At 62.4% G+C, this 21,842-nt stretch carries 20 protein-coding genes and 1 pseudogene; 18 read left to right on the top strand and 3 right to left on the bottom strand.

The window, feature by feature from the left end:
• The first annotated feature begins 386 nt into the window (after positions 1-386).
• From EIO64_RS07435 to EIO64_RS07400, 8 genes and pseudogenes are all read left to right on the top strand, one after another.
• Positions 387-1,460 carry an ABC transporter substrate-binding protein gene (locus tag EIO64_RS07435; RefSeq protein WP_346730090.1) on the top strand — a complete coding sequence of 358 codons (1,074 nt, stop codon included), beginning with the start codon at positions 387-389 and terminating at the stop codon, positions 1,458-1,460.
• A 143-nt stretch (positions 1,461-1,603) separates the two neighbouring features.
• A complete protein-coding gene (locus EIO64_RS07430; RefSeq protein WP_337542176.1) occupies positions 1,604-2,485 on the top strand; it encodes a branched-chain amino acid ABC transporter permease in 882 nt (293 codons plus the stop codon).
• A gap of 13 nt (positions 2,486-2,498) precedes the next feature.
• The gene (locus EIO64_RS07425) at positions 2,499-3,668 is read left to right on the top strand and encodes a branched-chain amino acid ABC transporter permease (protein ID WP_119311652.1); all 1,170 of its coding nucleotides are present in this window, start codon (positions 2,499-2,501) and stop codon (positions 3,666-3,668) included.
• Positions 3,665-4,506: pseudogene (locus EIO64_RS07420) on the top strand (ABC transporter ATP-binding protein). Before EIO64_RS07425 ends, EIO64_RS07420 begins: the two are co-directional and overlap by 4 nt.
• Complete coding sequence (locus EIO64_RS07415) at positions 4,499-5,209, top strand: ABC transporter ATP-binding protein (RefSeq protein ID WP_021750258.1); 711 nt, start codon at positions 4,499-4,501, stop codon at positions 5,207-5,209. The pseudogene EIO64_RS07420 and the gene EIO64_RS07415 overlap by 8 nt, the downstream one beginning before the upstream one ends.
• A gap of 240 nt (positions 5,210-5,449) precedes the next feature.
• On the top strand, positions 5,450-6,694 hold the full coding sequence (gene arcA, locus EIO64_RS07410) for an arginine deiminase (protein WP_021750257.1): 1,245 nt from the start codon (positions 5,450-5,452) through the stop codon (positions 6,692-6,694).
• An 831-nt stretch (positions 6,695-7,525) separates the two neighbouring features.
• Positions 7,526-8,524, top strand: coding sequence for an ornithine carbamoyltransferase (argF, locus tag EIO64_RS07405; RefSeq protein WP_119311651.1), 999 nt, complete (start codon positions 7,526-7,528; stop codon positions 8,522-8,524).
• A 195-nt stretch (positions 8,525-8,719) separates the two neighbouring features.
• A complete protein-coding gene (locus EIO64_RS07400) occupies positions 8,720-10,087 on the top strand; it encodes a YfcC family protein (protein ID WP_249390844.1) in 1,368 nt (455 codons plus the stop codon).
• A gap of 135 nt (positions 10,088-10,222) precedes the next feature.
• On the opposite strand, the gene EIO64_RS07395 is transcribed toward EIO64_RS07400, so the two are convergent.
• A complete protein-coding gene (locus EIO64_RS07395; protein WP_021750253.1) occupies positions 10,223-11,071 on the bottom strand; it encodes a DegV family protein in 849 nt (282 codons plus the stop codon).
• Positions 11,072-11,245: 174 nt separating this feature from the next.
• Here EIO64_RS07395 and EIO64_RS07390 point away from each other — a divergent pair, with 174 nt between their 5' ends.
• Positions 11,246-11,698 (top strand): MarR family winged helix-turn-helix transcriptional regulator, encoded by a 453-nt coding sequence (locus EIO64_RS07390; protein WP_119311650.1) that lies wholly within the window; start codon positions 11,246-11,248, stop codon positions 11,696-11,698.
• Complete coding sequence (locus tag EIO64_RS07385) at positions 11,695-13,077, top strand: MATE family efflux transporter (RefSeq protein WP_136891077.1); 1,383 nt, start codon at positions 11,695-11,697, stop codon at positions 13,075-13,077. The genes EIO64_RS07390 and EIO64_RS07385 overlap by 4 nt, the downstream gene beginning before the upstream one ends.
• Before the next feature lie 76 nt (positions 13,078-13,153).
• On the opposite strand, the gene pdxR is transcribed toward EIO64_RS07385, so the two are convergent.
• Positions 13,154-14,545: a MocR-like pyridoxine biosynthesis transcription factor PdxR gene (pdxR, locus tag EIO64_RS07380; protein WP_136891076.1), complete on the bottom strand. Its 1,392-nt coding sequence runs from the start codon at positions 14,543-14,545 to the stop codon at positions 13,154-13,156.
• A gap of 123 nt (positions 14,546-14,668) precedes the next feature.
• Here pdxR and EIO64_RS07370 point away from each other — a divergent pair, with 123 nt between their 5' ends.
• A complete protein-coding gene (locus tag EIO64_RS07370) occupies positions 14,669-15,220 on the top strand; it encodes an ECF transporter S component (protein WP_025545367.1) in 552 nt (183 codons plus the stop codon).
• A 236-nt stretch (positions 15,221-15,456) separates the two neighbouring features.
• Here EIO64_RS07370 and EIO64_RS07365 read toward each other — a convergent pair whose 3' ends face one another.
• Positions 15,457-16,281 carry a DUF975 family protein gene (locus tag EIO64_RS07365; RefSeq protein WP_021748238.1) on the bottom strand — a complete coding sequence of 275 codons (825 nt, stop codon included), beginning with the start codon at positions 16,279-16,281 and terminating at the stop codon, positions 15,457-15,459.
• Between the two features lie 344 nt (positions 16,282-16,625).
• On the opposite strand from EIO64_RS07365, the gene EIO64_RS07360 reads away from it, so the two are divergent.
• The 7 genes from EIO64_RS07360 to EIO64_RS07330 are packed head-to-tail and all read left to right on the top strand — an operon-like array spanning position 16,626 to position 21,800.
• Positions 16,626-17,450 (top strand): RnfABCDGE type electron transport complex subunit C, encoded by an 825-nt coding sequence (locus EIO64_RS07360; protein WP_249390843.1) that lies wholly within the window; start codon positions 16,626-16,628, stop codon positions 17,448-17,450.
• 8 nt (positions 17,451-17,458) lie between these two features.
• The gene (locus EIO64_RS07355) at positions 17,459-17,998 is read left to right on the top strand and encodes an SLBB domain-containing protein (protein ID WP_249390842.1); all 540 of its coding nucleotides are present in this window, start codon (positions 17,459-17,461) and stop codon (positions 17,996-17,998) included.
• Positions 17,995-19,017, top strand: a complete 1,023-nt coding sequence (locus EIO64_RS07350; protein WP_021748241.1) for an RnfABCDGE type electron transport complex subunit D — start codon at positions 17,995-17,997, stop codon at positions 19,015-19,017. The genes EIO64_RS07355 and EIO64_RS07350 overlap by 4 nt, the downstream gene beginning before the upstream one ends.
• Entirely contained in the window at positions 19,014-19,646 is a 633-nt protein-coding gene (locus tag EIO64_RS07345; protein WP_021748242.1) for an RnfABCDGE type electron transport complex subunit G, read from the top strand. Before EIO64_RS07350 ends, EIO64_RS07345 begins: the two co-directional genes overlap by 4 nt.
• 17 nt (positions 19,647-19,663) lie before the next feature.
• Positions 19,664-20,299 (top strand): electron transport complex subunit RsxE, encoded by a 636-nt coding sequence (gene rsxE / locus EIO64_RS07340; RefSeq protein ID WP_021748243.1) that lies wholly within the window; start codon positions 19,664-19,666, stop codon positions 20,297-20,299.
• The gene (gene rsxA, locus EIO64_RS07335) at positions 20,299-20,889 is read left to right on the top strand and encodes an electron transport complex subunit RsxA (protein WP_021748244.1); all 591 of its coding nucleotides are present in this window, start codon (positions 20,299-20,301) and stop codon (positions 20,887-20,889) included. Before rsxE ends, rsxA begins: the two co-directional genes overlap by 1 nt.
• Before the next feature lie 17 nt (positions 20,890-20,906).
• Positions 20,907-21,800 carry an RnfABCDGE type electron transport complex subunit B gene (locus tag EIO64_RS07330; protein WP_021748245.1) on the top strand — a complete coding sequence of 298 codons (894 nt, stop codon included), beginning with the start codon at positions 20,907-20,909 and terminating at the stop codon, positions 21,798-21,800.
• Positions 21,801-21,842: the final 42 nt, after the last annotated feature.

Raw genomic sequence — 21,842 nt, 5'->3', positions numbered from 1 at the left:
ATGCATCAACGCAGTCACTGGAGTTTGGCAAAATTACCAATTCGCCTGTCTCTCTATCGAGGACAAATGACCGCATTTTTCTCTGCGATTTTTTTGAAACGTCCACAACAGAGGGACAAATGACCGGAATATGCGGAAAAATCTTGAACTTTTTTGAAAGAGAGCGGAAAACTTTCTGTGGATTATTCATCTTGCAAAGCCTGGAAAAAACCTGTAAAATGCCTTTCATACATGAGGGAACAGCGATCCTTAACCATTGATAGGAGGAAAAGAAGCATGAAGAGAGTTCTTGCACTGGCTCTGGCTATGGTCATGGCTCTGAGTCTGGCCGCCTGCGGCGGCAGCGGCGACACATCCACCGGCGACTCCGGCAGCAGCGGGGGAATGTGGTCCGCATCGGTGTGTTCGAGCCCGCCACCGGCGACTCCGGTCCCGGCGGCAAGCAGGAGATGCTGGGTATGCAGTATGCCAATAAGGAGACCCCCACGGTGGACATCGGTGGCACCACCTACAACGTGGAGCTGGTCTACGCGGACAACGGTTCCACTACCGACAAGGCGCCCACCGCCGCGGCGGAGCTGGTGAGCAAGGATGTCAGCCTGGTGCTGGGTTCCTACGGTTCCAGCGTGGCTATGGCCGGCGGTCCGGTGTTTGACGAGGCGGGCCTGGCCGCCATCGGCGTCACCTGCACCAACCCCAATATCACCGCAGGCAACGACTATTACTTCCGGATTTGCTTCCTGGACAACTTCCAGGCCCAGGTGCTGGTGAATTTCGCAAAAGACAAGTTCAGCGCACAGAAGGCCTACTGCCTGGGTGAGTTGGGCAACGAGTACGACCAGGGCCTGATCGCCTTCTTCGAGCAGAACTTTGACGGTGAGGTCATCAAGGACTCCTTCCCCACCAACACCTCCGACTTCACCACCTACCTGAACAAGGCCGTGGCAGAGGATGTGGATGTGATCTTCTGCCCCGTCTCCATCGCCTACGCCACGCAGATCGTGGGTCTGGCCGCCTCCATGGGCCTGGATATCCCCCTGCTGGGCTCCGACACACTGGACAGCAACGTGGTGCTGGAGGCCGCGCAGGGCAGCAACGTACAGCTGTACGTGTCCACCTTCTACCAGGAGGGCGGCTCTCCCAAGTTCGATGACGGCATCAAGGCATGGCTGAACGAGGACTCCACCGCCATGACCAACAACGGCGGCAACGATACCATCGCCGCTGTCACTGCCATGGGCTATGACGCCTACTATGTGGCGCTGGAGGCCCTGAAGGCCGCCGGCTCTACCGACAAGGCCGCCGTGAAGGCCGCGCTGCCTGACGTGACCTACACCGGCGTGTCCGGCTCCATCGCCTTTGACGAGCAGGGCGACGCCATCCGGGACACCGCCTATATCAAGACCGCAGACACCGCCAACAACGCCTGGACGCTGGAGACGGTCCAGACTGTGGAATAAGCCTGCCATCCGGCCAGCCTGGCGGGGTATCCCCCGCCAGGCGGCTTGTTCTTGCGCGAGATGGGACCGCCTCGAAAGGGGCCGCAGCCCGGCCTTTTTGGAGACGGTCCTTCCCGCTCGCCAACTCTGAAAGAAAAGGGGGTATCCCTGTGCAATACGGAATTTCCATCCTGCTCTCCGGCATCTCGCTGGGCGGGCAGTACGCCCTGATCGCCATCGGATACACCATGGTTTACGGCATCCTGCGCCTGATCAACTTCGCCCACGGCGACGTGTTCATGGCGGCGGGATTAATCATGGTCTATCTCAGCGCAAGCCTGCCCATCGGCGTGGCGCTGCCGCTGATGATCCTGCTGACGGTGCTGCTGGGCTTTGTCATCGAACGGGCAGCCTACAAGCCGCTGCGCAGCGCGCCCCGGATGAGCGTCATGATCTCCGCCATCGGCGTCAGCTATCTGCTGCAGAATTTGGCCACCTATATCACCGGCGGACTGCCGCAGATGTACCCCAGCCTGCCCGGCCTGTCCAGTCAGATCACCATTGCCGGCACCTCCACCAAAATGGTGACGGTGATTACGCCATTCCTGGTGGTGGCGCTGGTAGTGGTGCTGACCCAGCTCATCAACCACACCAAGATCGGCATGGCCATGCGGGCCGCCTCCCGGGATTTTGAGACCGCGCAGCTGATGGGCATCAAGATCAACAACATCATCAGCTTCACCTTTGTCATCGGTTCCTTCCTGGCGGCGGTGGGGTCTGCGCTGTACTTCACCAACTATCCCTCCATCGTGCCGCTGTCCGGCTCCCTGCCGGGCCTGCGGGCCTTCGTGGCGGCAGTGTTCGGCGGCATCGGCTCCATTCCCGGGGCCGTGGTGGGGGCATTCCTCATCGGTCTCAGCGAGACGGTGATCAAGAGCTCCAACTGGAGTGTGTTTTCCGACGCGTTCACCTTCGCGCTGCTCATCATCATCCTGGTGGTGAAGCCCACCGGCCTGTTCGGTGAGAAGTCCACCGACAAAGTGTAAAGGGGGCGTCACGATGCTGCAAGAAAAAAAGAGCAAACGGGGCGCGTGGATCGCCCTGGGCTGCGTGGCGGCCCTGCTGGTCCTGGTGATTGTGCTGGAGAACACCATGCAGCCCACCAGTATGCTGTTCACCGTGCTGAAGAAGGGGGCTGTGTACGCGCTGGTGGCGGCCTCCCTGAACCTGCTGAACGGCTTTACGGGCCTGTTCTCCCTGGGGCAGGCGGGCTTCATGCTGCTGGGCGCCTACACCTACGCCATTCTGACCATTCCCTCTGCCGACCGGGAGAGCGTCTACTACCTCTACGGCGGCTCGGCAGTGAATTTCTCCCTGCCGGAGCTGTTCGGCGGCGGCGCCCTGGGTCTGATCCTGGGTGTGCTGGCGGCGCTGATCCTGGCGGGCTGTGTGGCGGCGGTGATCGCCTGGCTTATCGGCCTGCCGGTGCTGCGGCTGAAGAGCGACTACCTGGCCATCGCCACCCTGGGCTTTGCGGAGATCATCCGGGCCATCTTCCAGTGGGACCGGCTGGGCCCTGTCACCAACGGCGCCAACGCGCTGAAGAGCTTTCCCACCTTCTCCAGCTTCAACATCGAGAACGCCAATGGGGAGGTGGTGCTGCGCCTTTCCACCTTTGTGCCCTTCCTGCTGGTGGCAGTGTGCATCGGGATCATGGTGTTGTTGATCAACTCCACCTATGGCCGGGCCTTCAAGGCCATCCGGGAGGATGAGGTGGCCGCCGAGGCCATGGGCATCAACCTGGCCAAGCACAAGCGGATGGCCTTCTGCATCAGCTCCTTCTTCGCCGGCGTGGGCGGCGGCCTGTTCGCCATGTTCGCCAACCAGGCCCAAGCCAAGACCTTCACCACCTCCATGACCTACGAGATCCTGCTGATCGTGGTGATCGGCGGCATCGGGTCCATCTCCGGCAGCTGCATCGCCTCGTTCCTGTACGTGGCGGCCAGCGAGTGGTGGCTGCGGTTCCTGGACACGGAGACGTATATCGGCGCCTTCAAGGTGCCCTTCCTGCGGACCGGCTTCCGGATGGTGGTGTTCTCCATCATCATCATGATCGTGGTGCTGTTCTTCCGCCGCGGCCTCATGGGGGACCGGGAGCTCTCTGATGTGGCCCGGAGCCTGCGGGCCCGCCTCTCCGGAAAATCGAAAAAGAAGGAGGCGGCGAAATGAGTGAGAAGATCCTTCGTTTGGAGAATATCACCATGCAGTTCGGCGGCGTCATCGCCGTGAACAACATGAATCTGGAGGTAGGCGAGGGGGAGATCGTCTCCCTGATCGGCCCCAACGGCGCGGGCAAGACTACGGCCTTCAACGTCATCACCGGCGTGTACCAGCCCACCAACGGCGCGGTGTGGTACCGGGGGAGAAGATCGTGGAAAACTACCCCCAGGGCAAGATGCGCAAGCTCTACAAGGGCGAGCACGCCGGGGAGTACACCCACGCCCTGGCCCCCACCCCGGACAAGATTACCCGGATGGGCATGGCCCGGACCTTCCAGAATATCCGTCTGTGGAAGGACCAGACGGTGTTCGACAACGTGCTGACGGCCATGCACTGCCGTGCGACGTGCAATCTCCTCACTGCGACCTTCCATCTGAACCGGCAGGAGGAGGCGCGGCAGCGCCAGCGGGTGGAAGAGCTGCTGGCGGAGGTGAACCTCAGCGACGTTTCCGGGGAGAAGGCGAACTCCCTGCCCTACGGCAAGCAGCGGCGGCTGGAGATCGCCCGGGCCCTGGCCACGGATCCGCAGCTGCTGCTGCTGGACGAACCGGCTGCGGGCATGAACCCCCAGGAGACCGACGAGCTGACGGCCTTCATCGGGGAGATCCGCACGAAGTTCGGCCTGACGGTGTTTCTGATCGAGCACCACATGGACCTGGTCATGGACATCTCCGACCGGATCTATGTGCTGGACTTCGGCAAGCTGATTGCCGACGGCACACCGGCGGAGATCCAGAACAATCAGCGCGTCATCGACGCGTACCTGGGGGTGGCGGAAGATGCTTAAAATCCAACAGCTGCGGGTGTCCTACGGCGGCATCCAGGCTCTCCGGGGCATCGACCTGGAGGTGCCGGACGGCAAGATCGTCACCCTGATCGGCGCCAACGGCGCGGGCAAGTCCACCACCCTGCGGACCATCTCCGGCCTGGTGAAGGCGGAGTCCGGCTCCATCCAGTGGAACGGGGAGGAGCTGCTGGGCAAGCCCATCGACAAGATCATCTCCGCGGGCATCGCCATGAGCCCGGAGGGGCGGCGGGTGTTTGCGGACCTGACGGTGCTGGAGAACCTGAAGCTGGGAGCCTACCTCCGCAAGGACAAAGCGGAGATCGAAAAGGACCTGAAATGGGTCTATGAGCTGTTCCCCCGGCTGGAGGAACGGAACTGGCAGTCCGCCGGCACCCTCTCCGGCGGCGAACAGCAGATGCTGGCGGTGGGCCGGGCCCTGATGTCACGGCCGAAGCTGATGATGCTGGATGAGCCGTCCCTGGGCCTGGCGCCGCTGGTGGTGCAGGACATCTTCTCCATCATCCGGGAGATCAACCGCCAGGGCGTGACGGTACTGCTGATCGAACAGAACGCCAACATGGCCTTGAAGATCGCGGACCTGGCCTATGTGCTGGAGACGGGGAACATCACCATGTCCGGCACCGGCGCGGAGCTGCTGGCCAATGAGAAGATCAAAGAGGCGTATCTCGGCAAGCACAGATAACAGCAGGAGAGAGGCGGAAGCCTCTCTCCTGTTTTTGCGTTTCCACTGCCGATGCCGCGGGACCCCGGAGGCGGCGGGGAGACGCCGCGGCCCGAAGGAGGGACGGGCGGCCTTTGCGGAGAACATGTGGGGAGAACGGACGATTCGTCCGTTCTTTTTTTGCGCGGATTTTTCGGAACGGCGCATGAAATGCCAAAATCCAGAGACCCTAAACCAGAGCGATTTCCCTGTACCTTTCCGATGAACAAAGGAGTGAGCTTTTTGGAAACCGGAATTCACAATACCTCCGAGATCGGGCGGCTGAAAAAGGTCCTTCTCCACCGCCCTGGCGGTGAGCTGGAAAATCTGATGCCGGAGTATTTGGAGCGGCTGCTCTTTGATGACATCCCCTATCTGAAGGAGGCCCAGCGGGAGCACGACGCCTTTGCCGACTGCCTCCGGCAGCAAGGAGTGGAGGTGGTCTACCTGCGGGATCTGGTGGCGGAGTCCATCACGGACGCCGACGTGCGGGCCGACTTGATCCGCCAGTTCCTGGAGGAGTCCGGCGTCAAGGACGACCGGCTCCGGGAGAGCCTGGAGGACTTCCTCTCTGCCCTGCCGGACAAGGAGATGGTGTCTGCCATGATGGCGGGCGTCCGCAAGTCCCAGCTCCGGGCAAACAGCGCCCGGCTGGGGGACTATCTCTCTGCCGCCGGGGATGATTACCCCTTCGCCGTAGATCCCCTGCCCAACCTCTATTTTACCCGGGACCCCTTCGCCACCATCGGTACCGGCGTGTCCATCCACAAAATGCACACCGCCACGAGAAACCGGGAGACCCTGTTCGGCAAGTTCATTTTCGAGCACCACCCGGACTACCGCAACGCCCCCAGGTGGTACGACCGGGGCGAGACCTCCTCCCTGGAGGGGGGCGATATCCTGATCCTGTCCCCTCAGGTGTTGGCGGTGGGCATCTCTCAGCGGACGGAGGAGGACTCCATCGACGCCTTGGCGGAGACGGTGCTCTCCGAGAGCAAGACCTTCCGCAAGCTGCTGGCCTTTGACATTCCCAAGAGCCGGTCCTTCATGCACCTGGATACGGTGTTCACCATGGTGGACCGGGACAAGTTCACCGTCCATCCCAACATCCTCCAGCAGATTACGGTGTTCGTCATGGAGCTGGACGAAAACCGGAAGATGAAAATCCGTCAGGAGGACGGCCGGCTGGAGGACATCCTGAAGGAGCACCTGGAGCTGGATAAGGTGACACTGATCCCCTGCGGCCAGGGCAGCGAGATCGACGCCGCCCGGGAGCAGTGGAGCGACGGCTCCAATACCCTGGCCATCGGCCCCGGCGAGGTGGTGGTGTACTCCCGGAACTATGTCACCAACCGGGCCCTGGAGGAGGCGGGCATCCGGCTCCACACCATTCCCAGCGCAGAACTCTCCCGCGGGCGGGGCGGACCCCGGTGCATGTCCATGCCGCTGTGGCGGGAGGATCCGTAAGCATTCGCGGAGCGTGAATGGGCCGCCCCGGCCAGGGAGGGCTTGTCCAGCGGGATGCACCCCCATGTCGTCGTCGCAAAGTCCGCTCAGCCCCGTTTCCGTGTACGGCGAAAACTGCGCCCGCTCCCTTGCACCCCAAGGGCACTTCCGCGCCCACTCCGTGGGCTTGGGCGCTCCTCCTCTCCCCACCGTGCGGGGCGCGGCGGGACCCCTTATCGGTCTTGCCAAAAGAGAAACGGGCCGTGCACGGTCCAAAGAGAAAGGCGCCTGGATGCGCTCTGGTGCAGTGGCCCTCCGCGCTGAAGGGGGGGCGGCGAATCGGTGCCTGCTCCGATTTGGCCTTGCCTTCGGGCACGCTAGGCCCTTCTGCAATTCCCTCGACTGCCGTCCCGTGGCGGATGGTGCGGAAGTTGCCGGGATGCAAGGACGCATTTGAACTGCTTCGCTTTTCCTGTCTCGCGCTACGGCGCTCCGGGGATTTCCGTCATCAGTGTTCCACTGGTTCCTCCTTCCGCGCGTTCGGCTTCGCTACGCACTGCCCTGGCGGTCATAGAAGCTGCAGCTTGGCCCTATGCTGAAACTCTCATTAACCACCGGCCAGCGGCAGCGAAAATCAGCGCAGCGTGTATCCCGGACTTCCCCGGGCTGGAGGGGTTCACAAGGGCCGGACGTTTCCCTCTCTGACCGCCGCAAGGGATCGCCAACCTTCCCCCGCCGAAACATGTTTTCTTTTCCGCCGGGAGCAGTATCCCCCACAGCCCCTGTTCGGCGGTCCACATCTGTCCCCTCAAAAAGTCCTCATCATGAACAAGATAAAAAGGAGTGCATTTTATGGCAATCAATTTGAAAGGCCGGAGTTTTCTGACTCTGGAAGACTTCACCCCCGCGGAGATCCGTTATCTCCTGGACCTGGGCCACGACCTGAAGGCCAAGCGCCGGGCCGGCATCTGCGACCCAACCCTTCAGGGCAAGCACATCGTGCTGCTGTTTGAAAAGACCTCCACCCGCACCCGCTGCTCCTTCGAGGTGGCTGCTACCCAGGAGGGGGGCCACGTCACCTATCTGGACGCCGGCAGCAGCCAGATGGGCAAGAAGGAGTCTCTGGAGGACACCGCCAAAGTGCTGGGCCGGTTTTTCGACGGCATCGAGTACCGGGGCTACGACCAGAAGGTGGTGGAGGATCTGGCGAAGTACGCCGGTGTGCCCGTCTGGAACGGTCTCACCGACGCAGACCACCCCACCCAGATCCTGGCGGACATGATGACCATTGAGGAGCACTGCCACAAGCCCCTGAACCAGGTGAAGGTGGTGTTCCCCGGCGACGTGCGGAACAATATGTGCTACGCCTGGATGATCGGCGCCGCCAAGATGGGTATGCATTTTGTGGGCCTGGGGCCCCAGGAGCTGGCCAAGGAGATGGACGGCACACTGGTGAAGCGGGTATTCGCCACCGCACGGGAGAACGGCGGCCTCATCGAGATCACCGACAACATGAACTCCCTGAAGGATGCGGACGTGATCTACGGCGACATCTGGGCTTCCATGGGCGAGGAGGACCTGATCCCCGAGCGGGCCAAGCTGCTGACTCCCTACCGGGTGACGGAGGAGACACTGAAGGCCACCGGCAACTCCAACGTGCTGTATCTGCACTGCCTGCCCTCCTTCCATGACTTTGAGACCAAGCTGGCCAAGGAGTGGCAGGACAAGGGCGTGGACATCCGGGAGGTCACCGACGAGGTGTTCCGCAGCCGCCACAGTGTGGTATTCGACGAGGCGGAGAACCGGATGCACTCCATCAAAGCTGTGCTGGTGGCCACCATCGGAAGATAATTCATGGAAAAGGCGCCGCCTTTTTCGTGAGAGCGTTTACAGCTATCTGCATGTACTCGCTTCGCTTGCACACTTGATAGCTGGGAAGGATGTTTGCCGACACGCGTGCTGCCGGCAAACATGATGGAAATGATGTTGACGCCGCGGCGTCAAAACAGAAGCGGGGTAGATATCTTGAATCAAAAAAAATTCCACATGCCCACAGCCTATACGATCCTGTTCCTGCTGCTGATCCTGGTGGCTGCCGCCACCTGGATCATCCCGGCGGGCAGCTATGACTACGTGGACGGCGTGCCGGTGGCGGGGACGTACCACACGGTGGAGCAGAATCCCCAGGGAGTGGGCGACGTTCTGAAGGCAGCTTTTTCTGGCTTTTACGACGCGGTGGACGTGTGCATCTTCATCCTGATGGTGGGCGGCTTTCTGGGCGTGGTGATGAAGACCGGTGCCGTGGACGCCGGCGTGGGCAACGTCATCCGCCTGCTGGGCGGCCGGGAGAAGTGGCTGATCCCCATTCTGATGCTGCTGTTCGGCTTGGGCGGCACCACCTACGGCATGTGGGAGGAGACCATGGCCTTTTATCCCCTGCTGATCCCGGTGTTCCTGGCGGCCGGGTACGACGCGGTAGTGGGCATCAGCGTGATCCTGCTGGGGGCCGGGGCCGGCGTCATCGCCTCCACGGTAAACCCCTTTGCCACCGGCATCGCCGCGGGCTTTGCCGGGGTCTCTCTGGGAGAGGGTATCGTGCTGCGGCTGCTGGAGTGGGTGGCCTTTGAGGCGGCGGCCATCTGGTTTGTGATGGCCTACGCCGCGAAGGTCAAGAAGAACCCCTCCAAATCCGTGGTGGGCGTGGGCGCGGGCAAGATCCAGGTAAGCATGGACCAGCAGGTGCCCTTTACCGCCAAGCGGAAGGTCATCATGGCCCTCTTTACGCTGACATTCCTCATCATGGTCTATGCTGTGGTGCCCTTTGACGAGATGGGCCTGTCCCTGCCCGCTCTGGGCTGGTGGTTTCCGGAGCTCTCCGCCCTGTTCTTGGTGGCAGGTGTCGTCATCGGCCTCATTGACCGGATGAGTGAGGAGGAGCTGGTAGAGACCTACGTGGCCGGCTGCGCGGACCTTTTAGGCGTGGCCTTTATCATCGGCATCAGCCGGGGCATCACTGTGCTGATGAACGACGGCGCCATCACCGACACGGTCCTCCACTGGGGAGAGCAGGCCCTTTCCGGCGCCGGGGCCATCAGCTTCACGCTGCTGGTGTTCGCCCTGTACCTGCCCCTCACCATCCTGATCCCGTCCTCGTCGGGCCTGGCGACACTGTCCATCCCCATTGTGGCGCCCCTGGGCAAATTCGCCGGGGTGGGCGGCGATCTGGTGGTGACAGCGTTCCAGTCCGCCTCCGGCCTGGTGAACATCATCACCCCTACTGCGGCGGTGGTGATGGGCGCCCTGGCCCTGGGCCATGTGCCCTACGACCGCTGGGTGAAGTATGTGTGGAAGCTGATACTCTGGTTTTTGCTGCTGGCCCTGGCGTTCCTGGTGGCGGGTGTGCTGCTGGGATAGAAAAAGCAAAGCGCGCACGGTTTTCCGTGCGCGCTTTTTTGCCATATCCAAATGCCGGAAGATGGCGGTTCCGGCGGCTGACTGCTGTTCCGGAAGCGGCCTTCCGCGGAGGCGCCTGATGGGGAAGGACGTACCTCAGTACCCCACGATGAGGCCCTTTTCCATGGCATAGAAGCTGGTGAGTCCCCGGCAGGACAGCAGGTCCACCTGTTTCACCGGCAGGTCTGCCAGGATCTGCCGCTTCAGGGCCATAGCACCCTCCAGGTTCTCACAGTGGGAGATTACCACCTCTGCGTCGGTGCAGTCCTTGCTGGCCTTCATCAGGGCGGTGATGGCCCGGTAGGTCTTACCCACGCCCCGGGCCTTATCCGCCACATGAATGGTGCCCTCGGCTGTGGCGTCCGCAATGATGTGGATGCCCAGGGAGCGGAGCAACGTGCCCACAATGGGCCGCATCCGGCCATTTTTGATAAGGTTGTCGAAATTCTCCAGGGTGAAGCAGGTCCGCAGGGTGGCCTGATAGCGGTGGAGCTGCTGGCAGAGAGCGTCGAAGTCCCCATCATCCCCCGCTGCCTCCATCAGGGCCTGGGCCCGGCGGATCAGCAGCACCATGGTCCCGGCGGCGGCGCGGGAGTCGATGACGCAGATCTGCTTTTCCGGGTGCTCCTCCAGCACCATCTCCCGGGCGATGCAGGCCGCGTGATACGTGCCGGAGAGCTGGGAGGAAAGCGTGAAGCAGACGGTACGGTCCCCCCGCTCAAAGGCCCCGGCAAAGTCGGCGGGGGAGGGGCAGGCGGACGAGGAGGCAGCCTTCTCCACCGCCATGGCGGAGAGCAGGGCGGGAACCGACAGGGCGTCATCGTCCACAAATTCCCGGCCGCCCACCTGGATGCGCAGAGGCACGGTCTCAAACCGGACGCAGCTGCTGTGGAAGGAAGCTGTCCGCAGGTCGCAGCTGCTGTCGCTCACAATATTCCATGTCATAAAGAACACCCCGAAATCTGATTTTAAAAACGATATCTTCTGCCACCATCATACTGGAGGAAGGGAGAATTGTCAAGGATGGATTCGGAAATCTTGACAGGCGGAAAAAATAGTGCTATGCTGGAACAGTTCTTATAAGAACTGTTTTAAATAAAATGAAAGGGGGCGGGCGCTGTGGCAGTGAGCAGTACGCAGCTGCTGCGGGTTATCCAGCAGTTCCGCCGGTATTACGATAGGCATTTCTCAGAGCTTCTGTCCCGCACCGGGCTCTCCATGCGGGAGATTCATGTGGTGCTGTTTCTGGCCAATCATCCGGCACATGACACTGCCCGGGACGTGACAGAGCTCCGGGGACTGGCCAAGAGCCAGGTGTCCGCCGCGGTGGACCTGCTGGCGGCGCGGGAGCTGCTCCGCCGTCAGCCGGACAAGGCAGACCGCCGGGTGATCCATCTGGCGCTGACAGATGCGGGCGCGGCCCTGGCCCGGGAGGGGCAGAAGCTCCAGAGTACCTGCCTGGACGCGCTGTTTGCCGGTCTGACACAGTCGGAGGCGGAGCGATTTCAGGAACTGCTGGAAAAGGTTCTGACCAGCGCGGAAGTGCGGTTGAAGGAAGGAGGCAATACATGAGCCGTCGAAATGTGGACCTGGGCAGCGGGAGCGTGGGAAAGCTGCTGTTTTCCCTGGCCGTTCCTACCATCACCTCCCAGATCGTCAACATGCTGTACAATCTGGTGGACCGGGTGTACATCGGCCACATGCAGCCGGTGGAGACTGTGGGCAAGCTGGCCCTCACCGGCGTGGGGGTGTGCCTGCCCATCATCATGGTGATCTCCGCCTTCGCGGCCCTGATGGCCTTCGGCGGCGCACCCCGGGCCTCCATCGCCGAAGGGCGGGGAGACCTGAAAGAGTCGGAGCGGATCATGGGCAACAGCTTCACCATGCTGGTGGCGGTGTCCGTGGTGCTGACTGTGGTCTTTCTGGTGTTTGCGGAGCCCATGCTCCGCATCTTCGGCGCCAGCGACAACACCATCGGCTACGCCCTGAACTATATGCGCATTTATGCCCTGGGCACCATCTTCGTCCAGGTGACCCTGGGCATGAACGCCTATATCACCGCCCAGGGCTTCACGGTGGTGGGCATGAAGACTGTGCTGATCGGCGCGATCCTCAATACGGTGCTGGACCCCATCTTCATCTTCGCCTTCGGCATGGGGGTCCGGGGCGCGGCCTTGGCCACCATTCTATCCCAAGCGGTCTCCGCGGTGTGGGTGCTGAAGTTCCTTACGGGCAGCAAGACCAAGTGGCACCTGCGGCGGGAGCACCTGCGGCCCCAAGCCAAGGTGGTGCTGCCGGCCCTGGCCCTGGGCGCTTCCCCCTTCATCATGCAGTCTACGGAGAGCCTCATTACCGTGTGCTTCAACTCCTCACTGCTGAAATACGGCGGGGACATCGCTGTGGGTGCTATGACCGTGCTCTCCAGCATCATGCAGTTCGCCATGATGCCCCTCCAGGGCCTGACCCAAGGGGCCCAGCCCATCATCAGCTACAACTACGGCGCCCGGAATCCGGGGCGGGTACGGCGTGCCTTCCAGGTGCTGCTGATGGCCTGCCTGGCCTACTCCCTGCTGCTGTGGGCGCTGGTGCAGCTGTTCCCCCAGCTGTTCGCCCTGATGTTCACCTCGGACAGCGAGCTGGTGAGCTATGCCTCCTGGGCCCTGCGGATCTACATGGCGGCCACCGGGATCTTCGGCATCCAGATCGCCTGTCAGCAGACTTTCGTGGCCCTGGGCAACGCCAAGATCTCCTTGTTCCTGGCAGTGCTGCGGAAGATCATCCTGCTGATTCCCTTCATTTATATTCTGCCCAACTTTTTTGCGGATAAGGCTTTTGCGGTCTTTCTGGCGGAGCCGGTGGCGGATTTCCTGGCGGTGTGTACCACAGCCACCATGTTCGCTGTCCATTTCAAAAAGAGCATGACCGCGCTGGAGGGAAAGCCCGGCGTGTGAACTGAAAACCCGATGCAGAGAGCCGGCCGCCCTTGGGGCGGCCGGCTTTTTTGCGCGGGGGAGTGGACGGCAGGCATCAGGCCCCGAAGATCTCCGCCAGCAGGTCCATGGCCTCTGGCAGCGCCGCCGGGCTGAGGCCGGCATAGTTCACCACCAGCGTGTGGGCGTAGGCAGGGGAGGGGATGGCGGCGTACTCCGAGAGAAAGCCCAGCCGGACGCCCAGGGCCGCAGCCCGGTCCCGCAGGGCCCCGTCGCTCTCCCGGGTGTCCAGCCGCAGGAGAAAGTGGAGCCCCGCCCCCTGCTCCGAGATCGTGATCCGGTTCCGGAAGGGGCTGGACCGGAAGGAGGCCAGAACCGCGTCGTGACGGGTGCGGTACTCCTTGCGCATCCGAGCCAGGTGCTGCTCGTAGTGGCCCTGGTCCAGGAACCGGGCCAGCACGTGCTGGTCCAGGGCGGGCACCGTGCAGGAATAAAAATCCAGCTCCCGGCGGTACTGCTCCAGCAGGCGGGGCGGCAGCACCATGAATCCCACCCGCATGGAGGGGGAGATGGTCTGGGAGAAGGTGTTCATGTATACCACCCGCCCGGCGGTGTCGATACTCTGGAGGGTGGGAATGGGACGGCCTGTAAAGCGGAACTCGCTGTCATAGTCATCCTCGATGATGATGCCTCCAGCCTTCTCAGCCCAGCGGAGCAGGGCCTGCCGCCGGCCGATGGGTGTCACCAGTCCGGTGGGATAGTGGTGGGCGGGAGAGAGATGGACCACACTGGCTCCCGCCGCCTCCAGGGCCTCCGGGGGAACGCCCTGGCCGTCCAGGGGCACCGGGCGGCAAGCCGCGCCGCACTTGCCGTACACCTGGCGGATTTTGGGATAGCCCGGATCCTCCACGGCAAAGACGGCCTCCCGTCCCAGCAGCTGAGCCAGCAGCAGATACAGGTACTCCGCCCCGGCCCCCACCACGATCTGCTCCGGCGGCACAGCCATGCCCTTATACTCCCGCAGGTCCCGGGCGATGGCCTGCCGCAGGGCGGGCAGCCCCTGGTGGGGCACTGGGCGCAGCAGGGCTTCCCCGTCCTCGGACAGCACCTGCCGGGTCAGACGGGCCCAGGCCGCCGCGGGGAAGCGGCTGGCGTCCACCTGGTTGCTCTTCAGATCCAGCCGCCAGACCGGGGCCTCCGGCGGCGCCTCAGGAGCCGGAGGAGCGGGGACGGCAGGCCGGGGCCGCTCCACCTCCGCCACAAAAAAGCCCCGTTTGGGCTGGGTGTACACATAGCCCTCCGCCTCCAGCTGCTGGTAGGCCCCCTCCACCGTCATGACGGAGATGTGCAGGTGCTCCGCCAGGGCCCGCTTGGAGGGCAGCCGCTCCCCGGCCGTCAGGGTGCCGTCCAGGATGTCCCCCCGGATGCAGCGGTACAGGTATTCATACAGCGGCGCTCTGCCGCGGTTTTCCAGGGCGTAGGTACGCATGGGCTTCCTCCATCTGACCTGATAAAAAATTCAGAAATTGACGCTTTTAATCATATCATATTTGTTCTATGATGGCAACAGCAAATGGGGCGCGAGACGGCCCCGCCGGAAGGAGAAGAGGATATGGAGAAGACAGCGGAGCAGGAGACGGCCAAGACCTTCCAGCGGACACGGATGGTCGTGATGGCGGCGGCCTTTGCGGCGCTGGCCTGCGTGGCCACTATGGTGGTGAAGGTGCCGTCCCCCACCGGCGGCTACATGAACCTGGGGGACACGGTGGTGCTGCTGGGCGGATATCTGCTGGGGCCAGCCTGGGGCGCCCTGGCGGGCAGCATCGGCCCGGCCCTGGCGGATGTGCTGCTGGGCTCGCCCATCTACGCACCCGCTACCCTGGTCATCAAGGCAGGGATGGCGGCTTTGGCGGCCGCGTGCCATCAGGCGTTCGGAAAGGGACGGGGTCCCCTGGGCCTTGCGGCCTGCGGCATCATGGGAGAGCTGCCCATGGTGGTGGGCTACTGGCTGTACGACGCCCTGCTGCTGGGGAGCGCGGCTGGTGCCGCGGCAGGTATCCCCAGCAATCTGGTGCAGGCTGCCTTCGGCATCGCCGCCTCCACACTGCTGGCGGCGGCTCTGGGCCGCAGCGCCTACGTCCGGCGGGAGTTCCCCCGGCTGTGATCCCCGCAACATGGAAGAAAGCTCCCCCGGCGGGCCTTTGGCCCGCCGGGGGAGCTTTGCGTCTGAGGGAGAATCTGAAAGATGCTTGTGGAGGGGGCCCTTGGCGCGGAGGCGGACCCCGGAAGGAGGCCGGATGGCGCAGAGCCCCCGGCCCGGCCCGCAGGCGAGGTCTCCTGAAAGAGAGGCCCCCAGCGGGTTCTAAAACCCGCCGGGGGCTTGTAGGCTTAATGGGGCGCTCAGAAGCCTCCCCAGCCGCTGTCAAAGCTGCCGGGATCCTTGGGGGCCGCGCCCTCTCCCACGCCGGAAGTGTGCTTGGCGGTGTCAAAATAGCCAAGCTCCGTGCACTGGTAGACCGGTAGGTAGAACAACGCCACCAGCAGCGGCCAGACACAGCCCAGCACCACCTGCAATCCTACGGGCATGGGCAGGGTGATGGCATAGACCTGGGCGGGGTTCGCCAAATAGTAGCCGGGGTCCTGGAAAATGCAGGCGTAGATATAGCCCGTCTGCACGACGGAGGTGAGGGACGCCAGGAGGAGCCAGCCGATATAGCTCAGATCCAGCATGAACAGCTGCCCCTTGTAGCCAAGAGTCTGCTGCTTGCTCATGTTCAGGGCCTCCATCACCCCGATGCCGGGGTTCTCATAGAGGTTGTACAGGGCGAAGCGGTAGCGGTAGGCGGCGATGATGCCTGGAATGACGAACAGCAGTGACCAGAAGAACGTGAAGAGGTAGATCACGATGTTCAGCAGGATGACCTTGCCCACAAAGGAGAACCCGTCGAACAGCGTCAGGTATTCCGCCCGCTCGCCCCGGCGGATGGCCATGCAGTACATCACGAAGCCGGAGGCCAGGACCATGCTCATCAGGCCGGTGAGGATGGAGATGAAGGTGCCCAGCAGGCCCGGATTCATAAGACCCATGAAGCTGTCCGCCAGGTTCAGCACCAGCACCAGGGCCAGGTACAGGCAGGTCATCCCGCGGGGGCTGACCTGGGCGGAGCGCAGCAGCTCCTTCATCTCCTGCTTCAGATGCTTTCGGTCGATCAGTTGTGCCATCATAATATGTCTTGGCCTCCAGATAATTTGAAAATGGGGCGGCCGGAGCCGGACCCGTATCACCAAGCATATCATGTTTCTTCTGAAATAACAAGAGACGGCGTAAAAATGGGAGGGAATGACAGAACTGGATAAAACGTGTGAAAAGTTGCAAAGATTCTGTATAAAGAAGCATATTTTTTTCAAAAGTTGTCGTTCACAGTCTGGACATTTTTCAAAAATAGGTGTAGAATGAGGCGCAGTATGTGATAGTGTCGCCTGCCTGGAGACCCCCTCTCTTGGGAAGGGGAGGGGCCGTGCCCTCCTGCCCGGGCCGACTATCAAGGAGTAAAAATGAGGTGAAGACAATGGCACAAGCTTTCTTTGGCGGCGTTCATCCCCATGATATGAAGGCCGCAACCAATGAAAAGGCCATCGAGCAGCTGGCTCCGCCGGCTGTTGTGGTCATCCCCATGTCGATGCACTTTGGCGCGCCCTGCACGCCCCTGGTCAAGGCCGGGGACCACGTGAAGGTGGGCCAGAAGATCGGCGAATTCCACGGATTGGGCGCCCCGATCCACGCCAGCGTTTCCGGCACGGTGAAGGCAGTGGAACCCCGCCCCTATTCCATGGGCGGCAACATCACGTCTGTGGTCATTGAAAACGACATGCAGGACGAGGTGAGCGAAGAGGTCCAGGCCCCCGCGGATCCCAATGCCCTCAGCGTGGAGGAGATGGTGGAGATCGTCAAGAACGCCGGCATCGTCGGCATGGGCGGCGCTACGTTCCCCACCCACGTGAAGATCACCAGCGGCATCGGCAAGGTGAACACCGTCATCATCAATGGCGCGGAGTGCGAGCCCTACATCACGGGCGACCACCGCACCATGCTGGAGCGGCCCGAGGAGATCATTGGCGGCGCCAAGTTCCTGGCCAAGATGTTCGGCGTGGACAAGGTCGTCATCGGCGTGGAGGACAACAAGCGCAACGGCATCGACGCCATGAACAAGGTCATTGCCGAGCAGAAGGCCCCCGTGGTGGTGGAGCCCCTGCGCTGCCGCTACCCCCAGGGCGGTGAGAAACAGCTCTGCCAGGCCATCACCGGCCGCCAGGTGCCCCCGGCGGACTGCCCGCCGATATCGGCTGCGCCGTATTCAACATCAACACCACATGCGCCATCTACCGGGCCCTGACCACCGGTATGCCCGTGGTGCGCAAGATCGTCACCGTCTCCGGCTCCGGCGTGGTGGAGCCCAAGAACTTGGAGTGCCCCATCGGCACCCCCGTCTCCAGCCTGTTGGACGCCTGCGGCGGCCTGAAGGACGGTACATACAAACTGATCGCCGGCGGCCCCATGATGGGCATGGCCCAGTACACCGCGGACATCTCCGTGGCCAAGGGCACCGGCGCCATCCTGGCCTTCTGCGAGAACGAGGAGAAGACCGTGGAGAATCCCCAGTGCATCCGCTGCGGCAAGTGCGTGTCCGTCTGCCCGATGCACCTGGAGCCCCTGTTCATGTACCAGTATGCCTCCAAGGGCATGGTGGAGGAGCTGAATGACGCCCACATCATGGACTGCATGGAGTGCGGCGCCTGCTCCTACATCTGCCCGGCCCGGATGCACCTGACCCATATGTTCAAAACCGGCAAGCAGCTGGTGAAGGACAAGGCGGCCGCTGACCGGGCTGCCGCCGAGGCAAAGAAAAAGGCCGAAGAAGCAAAGGAGGCCGCTGCGAAATGACTGACTACAAGAATCTCAAACTGATTGCCACTTCTTCTCCCCACATCCGGGCGGCGGAGAACACCCGCTCCATCATGCTGGATGTTATCATCGCCATGATGCCCGCCCTGATCTGGGCCATTGTGAAGTTCGGCTTCCGGGCCCTGACTCTGACTGCCGTGTCCGTGGTGGGCTGCATGTTCTTTGAGTGGGGCTATCGCAAGCTCATGAAGAAGCCCCAGTCCGTGAACGATCTCTCCGCCGCGGTTACCGGCATCCTGCTGGCGTTCGTGTGCCCGGTGAACATGCCCTACTGGATGATCCTGGTGGGCGACTTCTTCGCCATCGTGGTGGTCAAGCAGCTGTTCGGCGGCATCGGCAAGAACTTCGTCAACCCCGCGCTGGCGGGCCGTGCCGCCCTGGTGGCCAGCTATGCCGGCACCATGAGCGGCGCCTGGGCGGATCCCCAGGCCGGCTGGGTGCCCCTGGCCGGCACTGCCGACGTGGTTACCGCTGCCACGCCTCTGGCCTATATGAAGACCGGCGACATGGCCGGCCTCACCAGCCAGTACAGCGTGACGGATATGTTCCTGGGCAATATCGGCGGCTCCCTGGGCGAGATCTCCGCCCTGCTGCTGATCGTGGGCGGAGCGTATCTGATCTGGCGCAAGGTCATCAGCTGGCAGACCCCCGCGGCCTACATCGCCACCGTGGCCGTGCTGACCTTCCTGTTCCCCAAGGGCGGCGCCGACAATCTGCAGTTCATGCTGTACAGCATCTTCGGCGGCGGCCTGATGCTGGGTGCCTTCTTCATGGCCACTGACTACACCACCTCCCCCGTCACCAAGACCGGCCAGCTGATCTTCGGCCTGGGCTGCGGCCTGCTGACGGTGTTCATCCGCTACTTCGGCTCCTATCCCGAGGGCGTGTGCTACTCCATCATGATTATGAACCTGGTAGTGGCGCTGATCGACAAGGCTGTGAAGCCCTCTCGCTTCGGCGTTGTGAAATCCGCTAACAAGGAGGCGGCTGCGAAATGAGCAACGAAGTCAAGACCAAAGAAAAGATTGATATGGACCCCAAGTACATCGTAAAGCTGACTGTGACCCTGCTGGGGACCTGCCTGATCGTGGCACTGCTGCTGGGTCTGGTCAACGGTGTGACGGCCGGCCCCATCGCTGAGATCAACCAGCAGAAGACTGAAGCGGCCATGCTGGCCGTGGTGTCCGATCCGGACAACACCACCTTCTCCGACGCGCTGGAACTGTCTGGCGACATGACCGCTGCGGCCACAGCTGCCGGCGGCACCCTGAACGAGATGTACGAGGTCCAGGTGAACGGCGAGGCCGCCGGCTATGCCGTAAAGGTCACCGCCTCCGGCTCCCAGGGCAGCATTGAAATGATGGTGGGCGTGGACGCGGAAGGCGCCGTCACTGGCGTTTCTGTCGTCAACCACTCTGAGACCTCCGGCATCGGCACGAAGGTCGTGGGCAACGAACCCACCGCCTCCGGCGTGGGTGTGCTGGACCAGTTTATCGGCAAGAGCGCGGCGGACGGCACTCTGACGGTGGGCACTAACGTGGACGCCATCACCGGCGCCACCGTCTCCACCAAGGGTGTGACTGCCGGCGTGAATGCGGCGCTGGCTGCCGTGGCTGCCATGGGCTGAGAAGGGAGGAGCAATTCATGAATTTAGGCAAACAGTTCAAAGAGGGACTGATCACCAACAACCCTGTGCTGGTGCAGGTGCTGGGCATGTGTTCCACCATGGCCATCACCACCTCGTTCTTCAACGGCCTGGGCATGGGCGTGGCGGTCACCGTCATCCTGACCCTTTCCAATGTCATCATCGCGGCTATCCGCAAGATCGTGCCGGACAAGATCCGTATCGCCATGTTCATTGTGGTGATCGCTGGCTTCGTGACCTGCGTGGATCTGCTGATCCAGGCATTCGTTCCGGCCCTGTCCGAGTCGCTGGGCGTGTTCATCCCCCTGATCGTGGTGAACTGCATCATCCTGGGCCGGGCGGAGTCCTTCTCCTACAAGAACGGTGTGGCCGCTTCCTTCTGGGACGGTATCTTCCAGGGCTTTGGCTACACTGTGGTGCTGATGGTTATGTGCATCATCCGTGAGTTTCTGGGCGCCGGCACCTTCGGCGGCGGTATCCTCAACGGCGGCGATGGTATTCAGATCCTGCCGGAGCAGTTCCCCATCGGCATGCTGACCCTGCCCGTCGGCGGCTTCCTGGTGCTGGGCTGCCTCATTGCCCTGATGCAGTGGGCGCTGTCCAGACCTAAGAAAAATAAGGAGGAGAGCAAATAATGGATCAAATCTATGAACTCCTGGCAATTACGCTGGGTGCCATTCTGGCAAACAACTTCATCTTCTCCCAGTTCTTAGGCATCTGCCCCTTCCTGGGTGTTTCCAAGAAGGTGGACACCGCTGTGGGCATGGGCATCGCTGTGACGTTCGTCATGGGACTGGCTTCCGCCGTGTGCTATGCGGTCAACGAGTTCGTCCTGGTTCGCTTTGGACTGGAGTATATGCAGACCGTGACCTTCATTCTGGTCATCGCATCCCTGGTCCAGTTCGTGGAGATGTTTTTACAGAAATCCATGCCGTCTCTGTACACGGCTCTGGGTGTGTATCTGCCCCTGATTACCACCAACTGCGCCGTACTGGGTGTGGTGCTGCTGAACGTGCAGAACAACTATAACTTCATCTCCTCCGTAGTTTACGGCATCACCGGCGGCCTGGGCTTCCTGCTGGCCATCGTGCTGTTCGCCAGCATTCGGGAGCGGCTGGTGTTTGCGGACTATCCCAAGGCGTTTGAGGGCTTTCCCATCGCCCTGGTCACCGCTGGTCTGATGGCCCTGGCGTTTATGGGCTTCTCCGGTTTGAAGGTCTGGTAAGAGGAGGCAAGAGGAAAATGGATATCGGAAATGTCATTGCTGCCGTTGTGGTGCTGGCTGTCCTCGGCGCCGTGTTCGGCTTCATCTTGGCAGTAGCCTCCAAGGTCTTTGAGGTAAAGAAGGACCCCCGGGAAGAGGAAATCCTCAGCCATCTGGCCGGCGCCAACTGCGGCGGCTGCGGCTTCCCCGGCTGCGCCGGCTGTGCCGCCGCCATCCTGGCGGGCACGGCTCCGGTGAATGCGTGCGCCCCTGCCGGCGCGGAGAATGCTGCCGCCATCGCAAAGATCATGGGCCAGGAGGCTCCCTCCGGTGAGCGGAAGGTGGCTTTTGTCCGCTGCAACGGCGGCACCAACGCCGCCAAGCGTTATGAGTACGTCGGTGTGAAGGACTGCCTGTCCGCCACCAAGGTGGCCGGTGGTCCCCTGGAGTGCCAGTTCGGCTGTCTGGGCTTCGGCTCCTGCGTGTCCGCCTGCCAGTTCGGCGCCATGTCCATCGGTCCCAACGGCGCCGCCGTGGTGGACCCGGACAAGTGCACCGACTGCATGGCCTGCGCCAAGGCCTGCCCCCGCCATCTGATCACGGAGGTCCCTGTGTCCAAGAAGGTCCACGTGGCCTGCGCCAACCAGGACAAGGGCAAGGCTGCCATGAGCGTCTGCACTCACTCCTGCATCGGCTGCGGCCTGTGCCAGAAGGAGTGCAAGAAGGACGCCATTCATGTGGTGAACGGCGTGGCTGTCATCGACTACGACAAGTGCGTGGGCTGCAAGCTCTGCACCAAGGTCTGCCCGCGGGACGCCATCCTTCCCATCGCCACCGCGGAGGAGAAGGAGAAGTACAAGGCCATCAAGAAGGCCCAGGCGGAGAAGGCCGCTGCCGCGAAGGCTGCGGAGACCGCTGGCGCTGCCCAGTAACGTAGAGTAAGTGAAAAAACGATCCCGGCCGAAAGGGCCGGG

This window comes from Dysosmobacter welbionis (genome assembly GCF_005121165.3).
Lineage (GTDB): Bacteria > Bacillota > Clostridia > Oscillospirales > Oscillospiraceae > Oscillibacter > Oscillibacter welbionis.
Note: the sequence above shows the minus strand (reverse complement) of the source record. Positions and strands in the feature narration are given on the sequence as shown.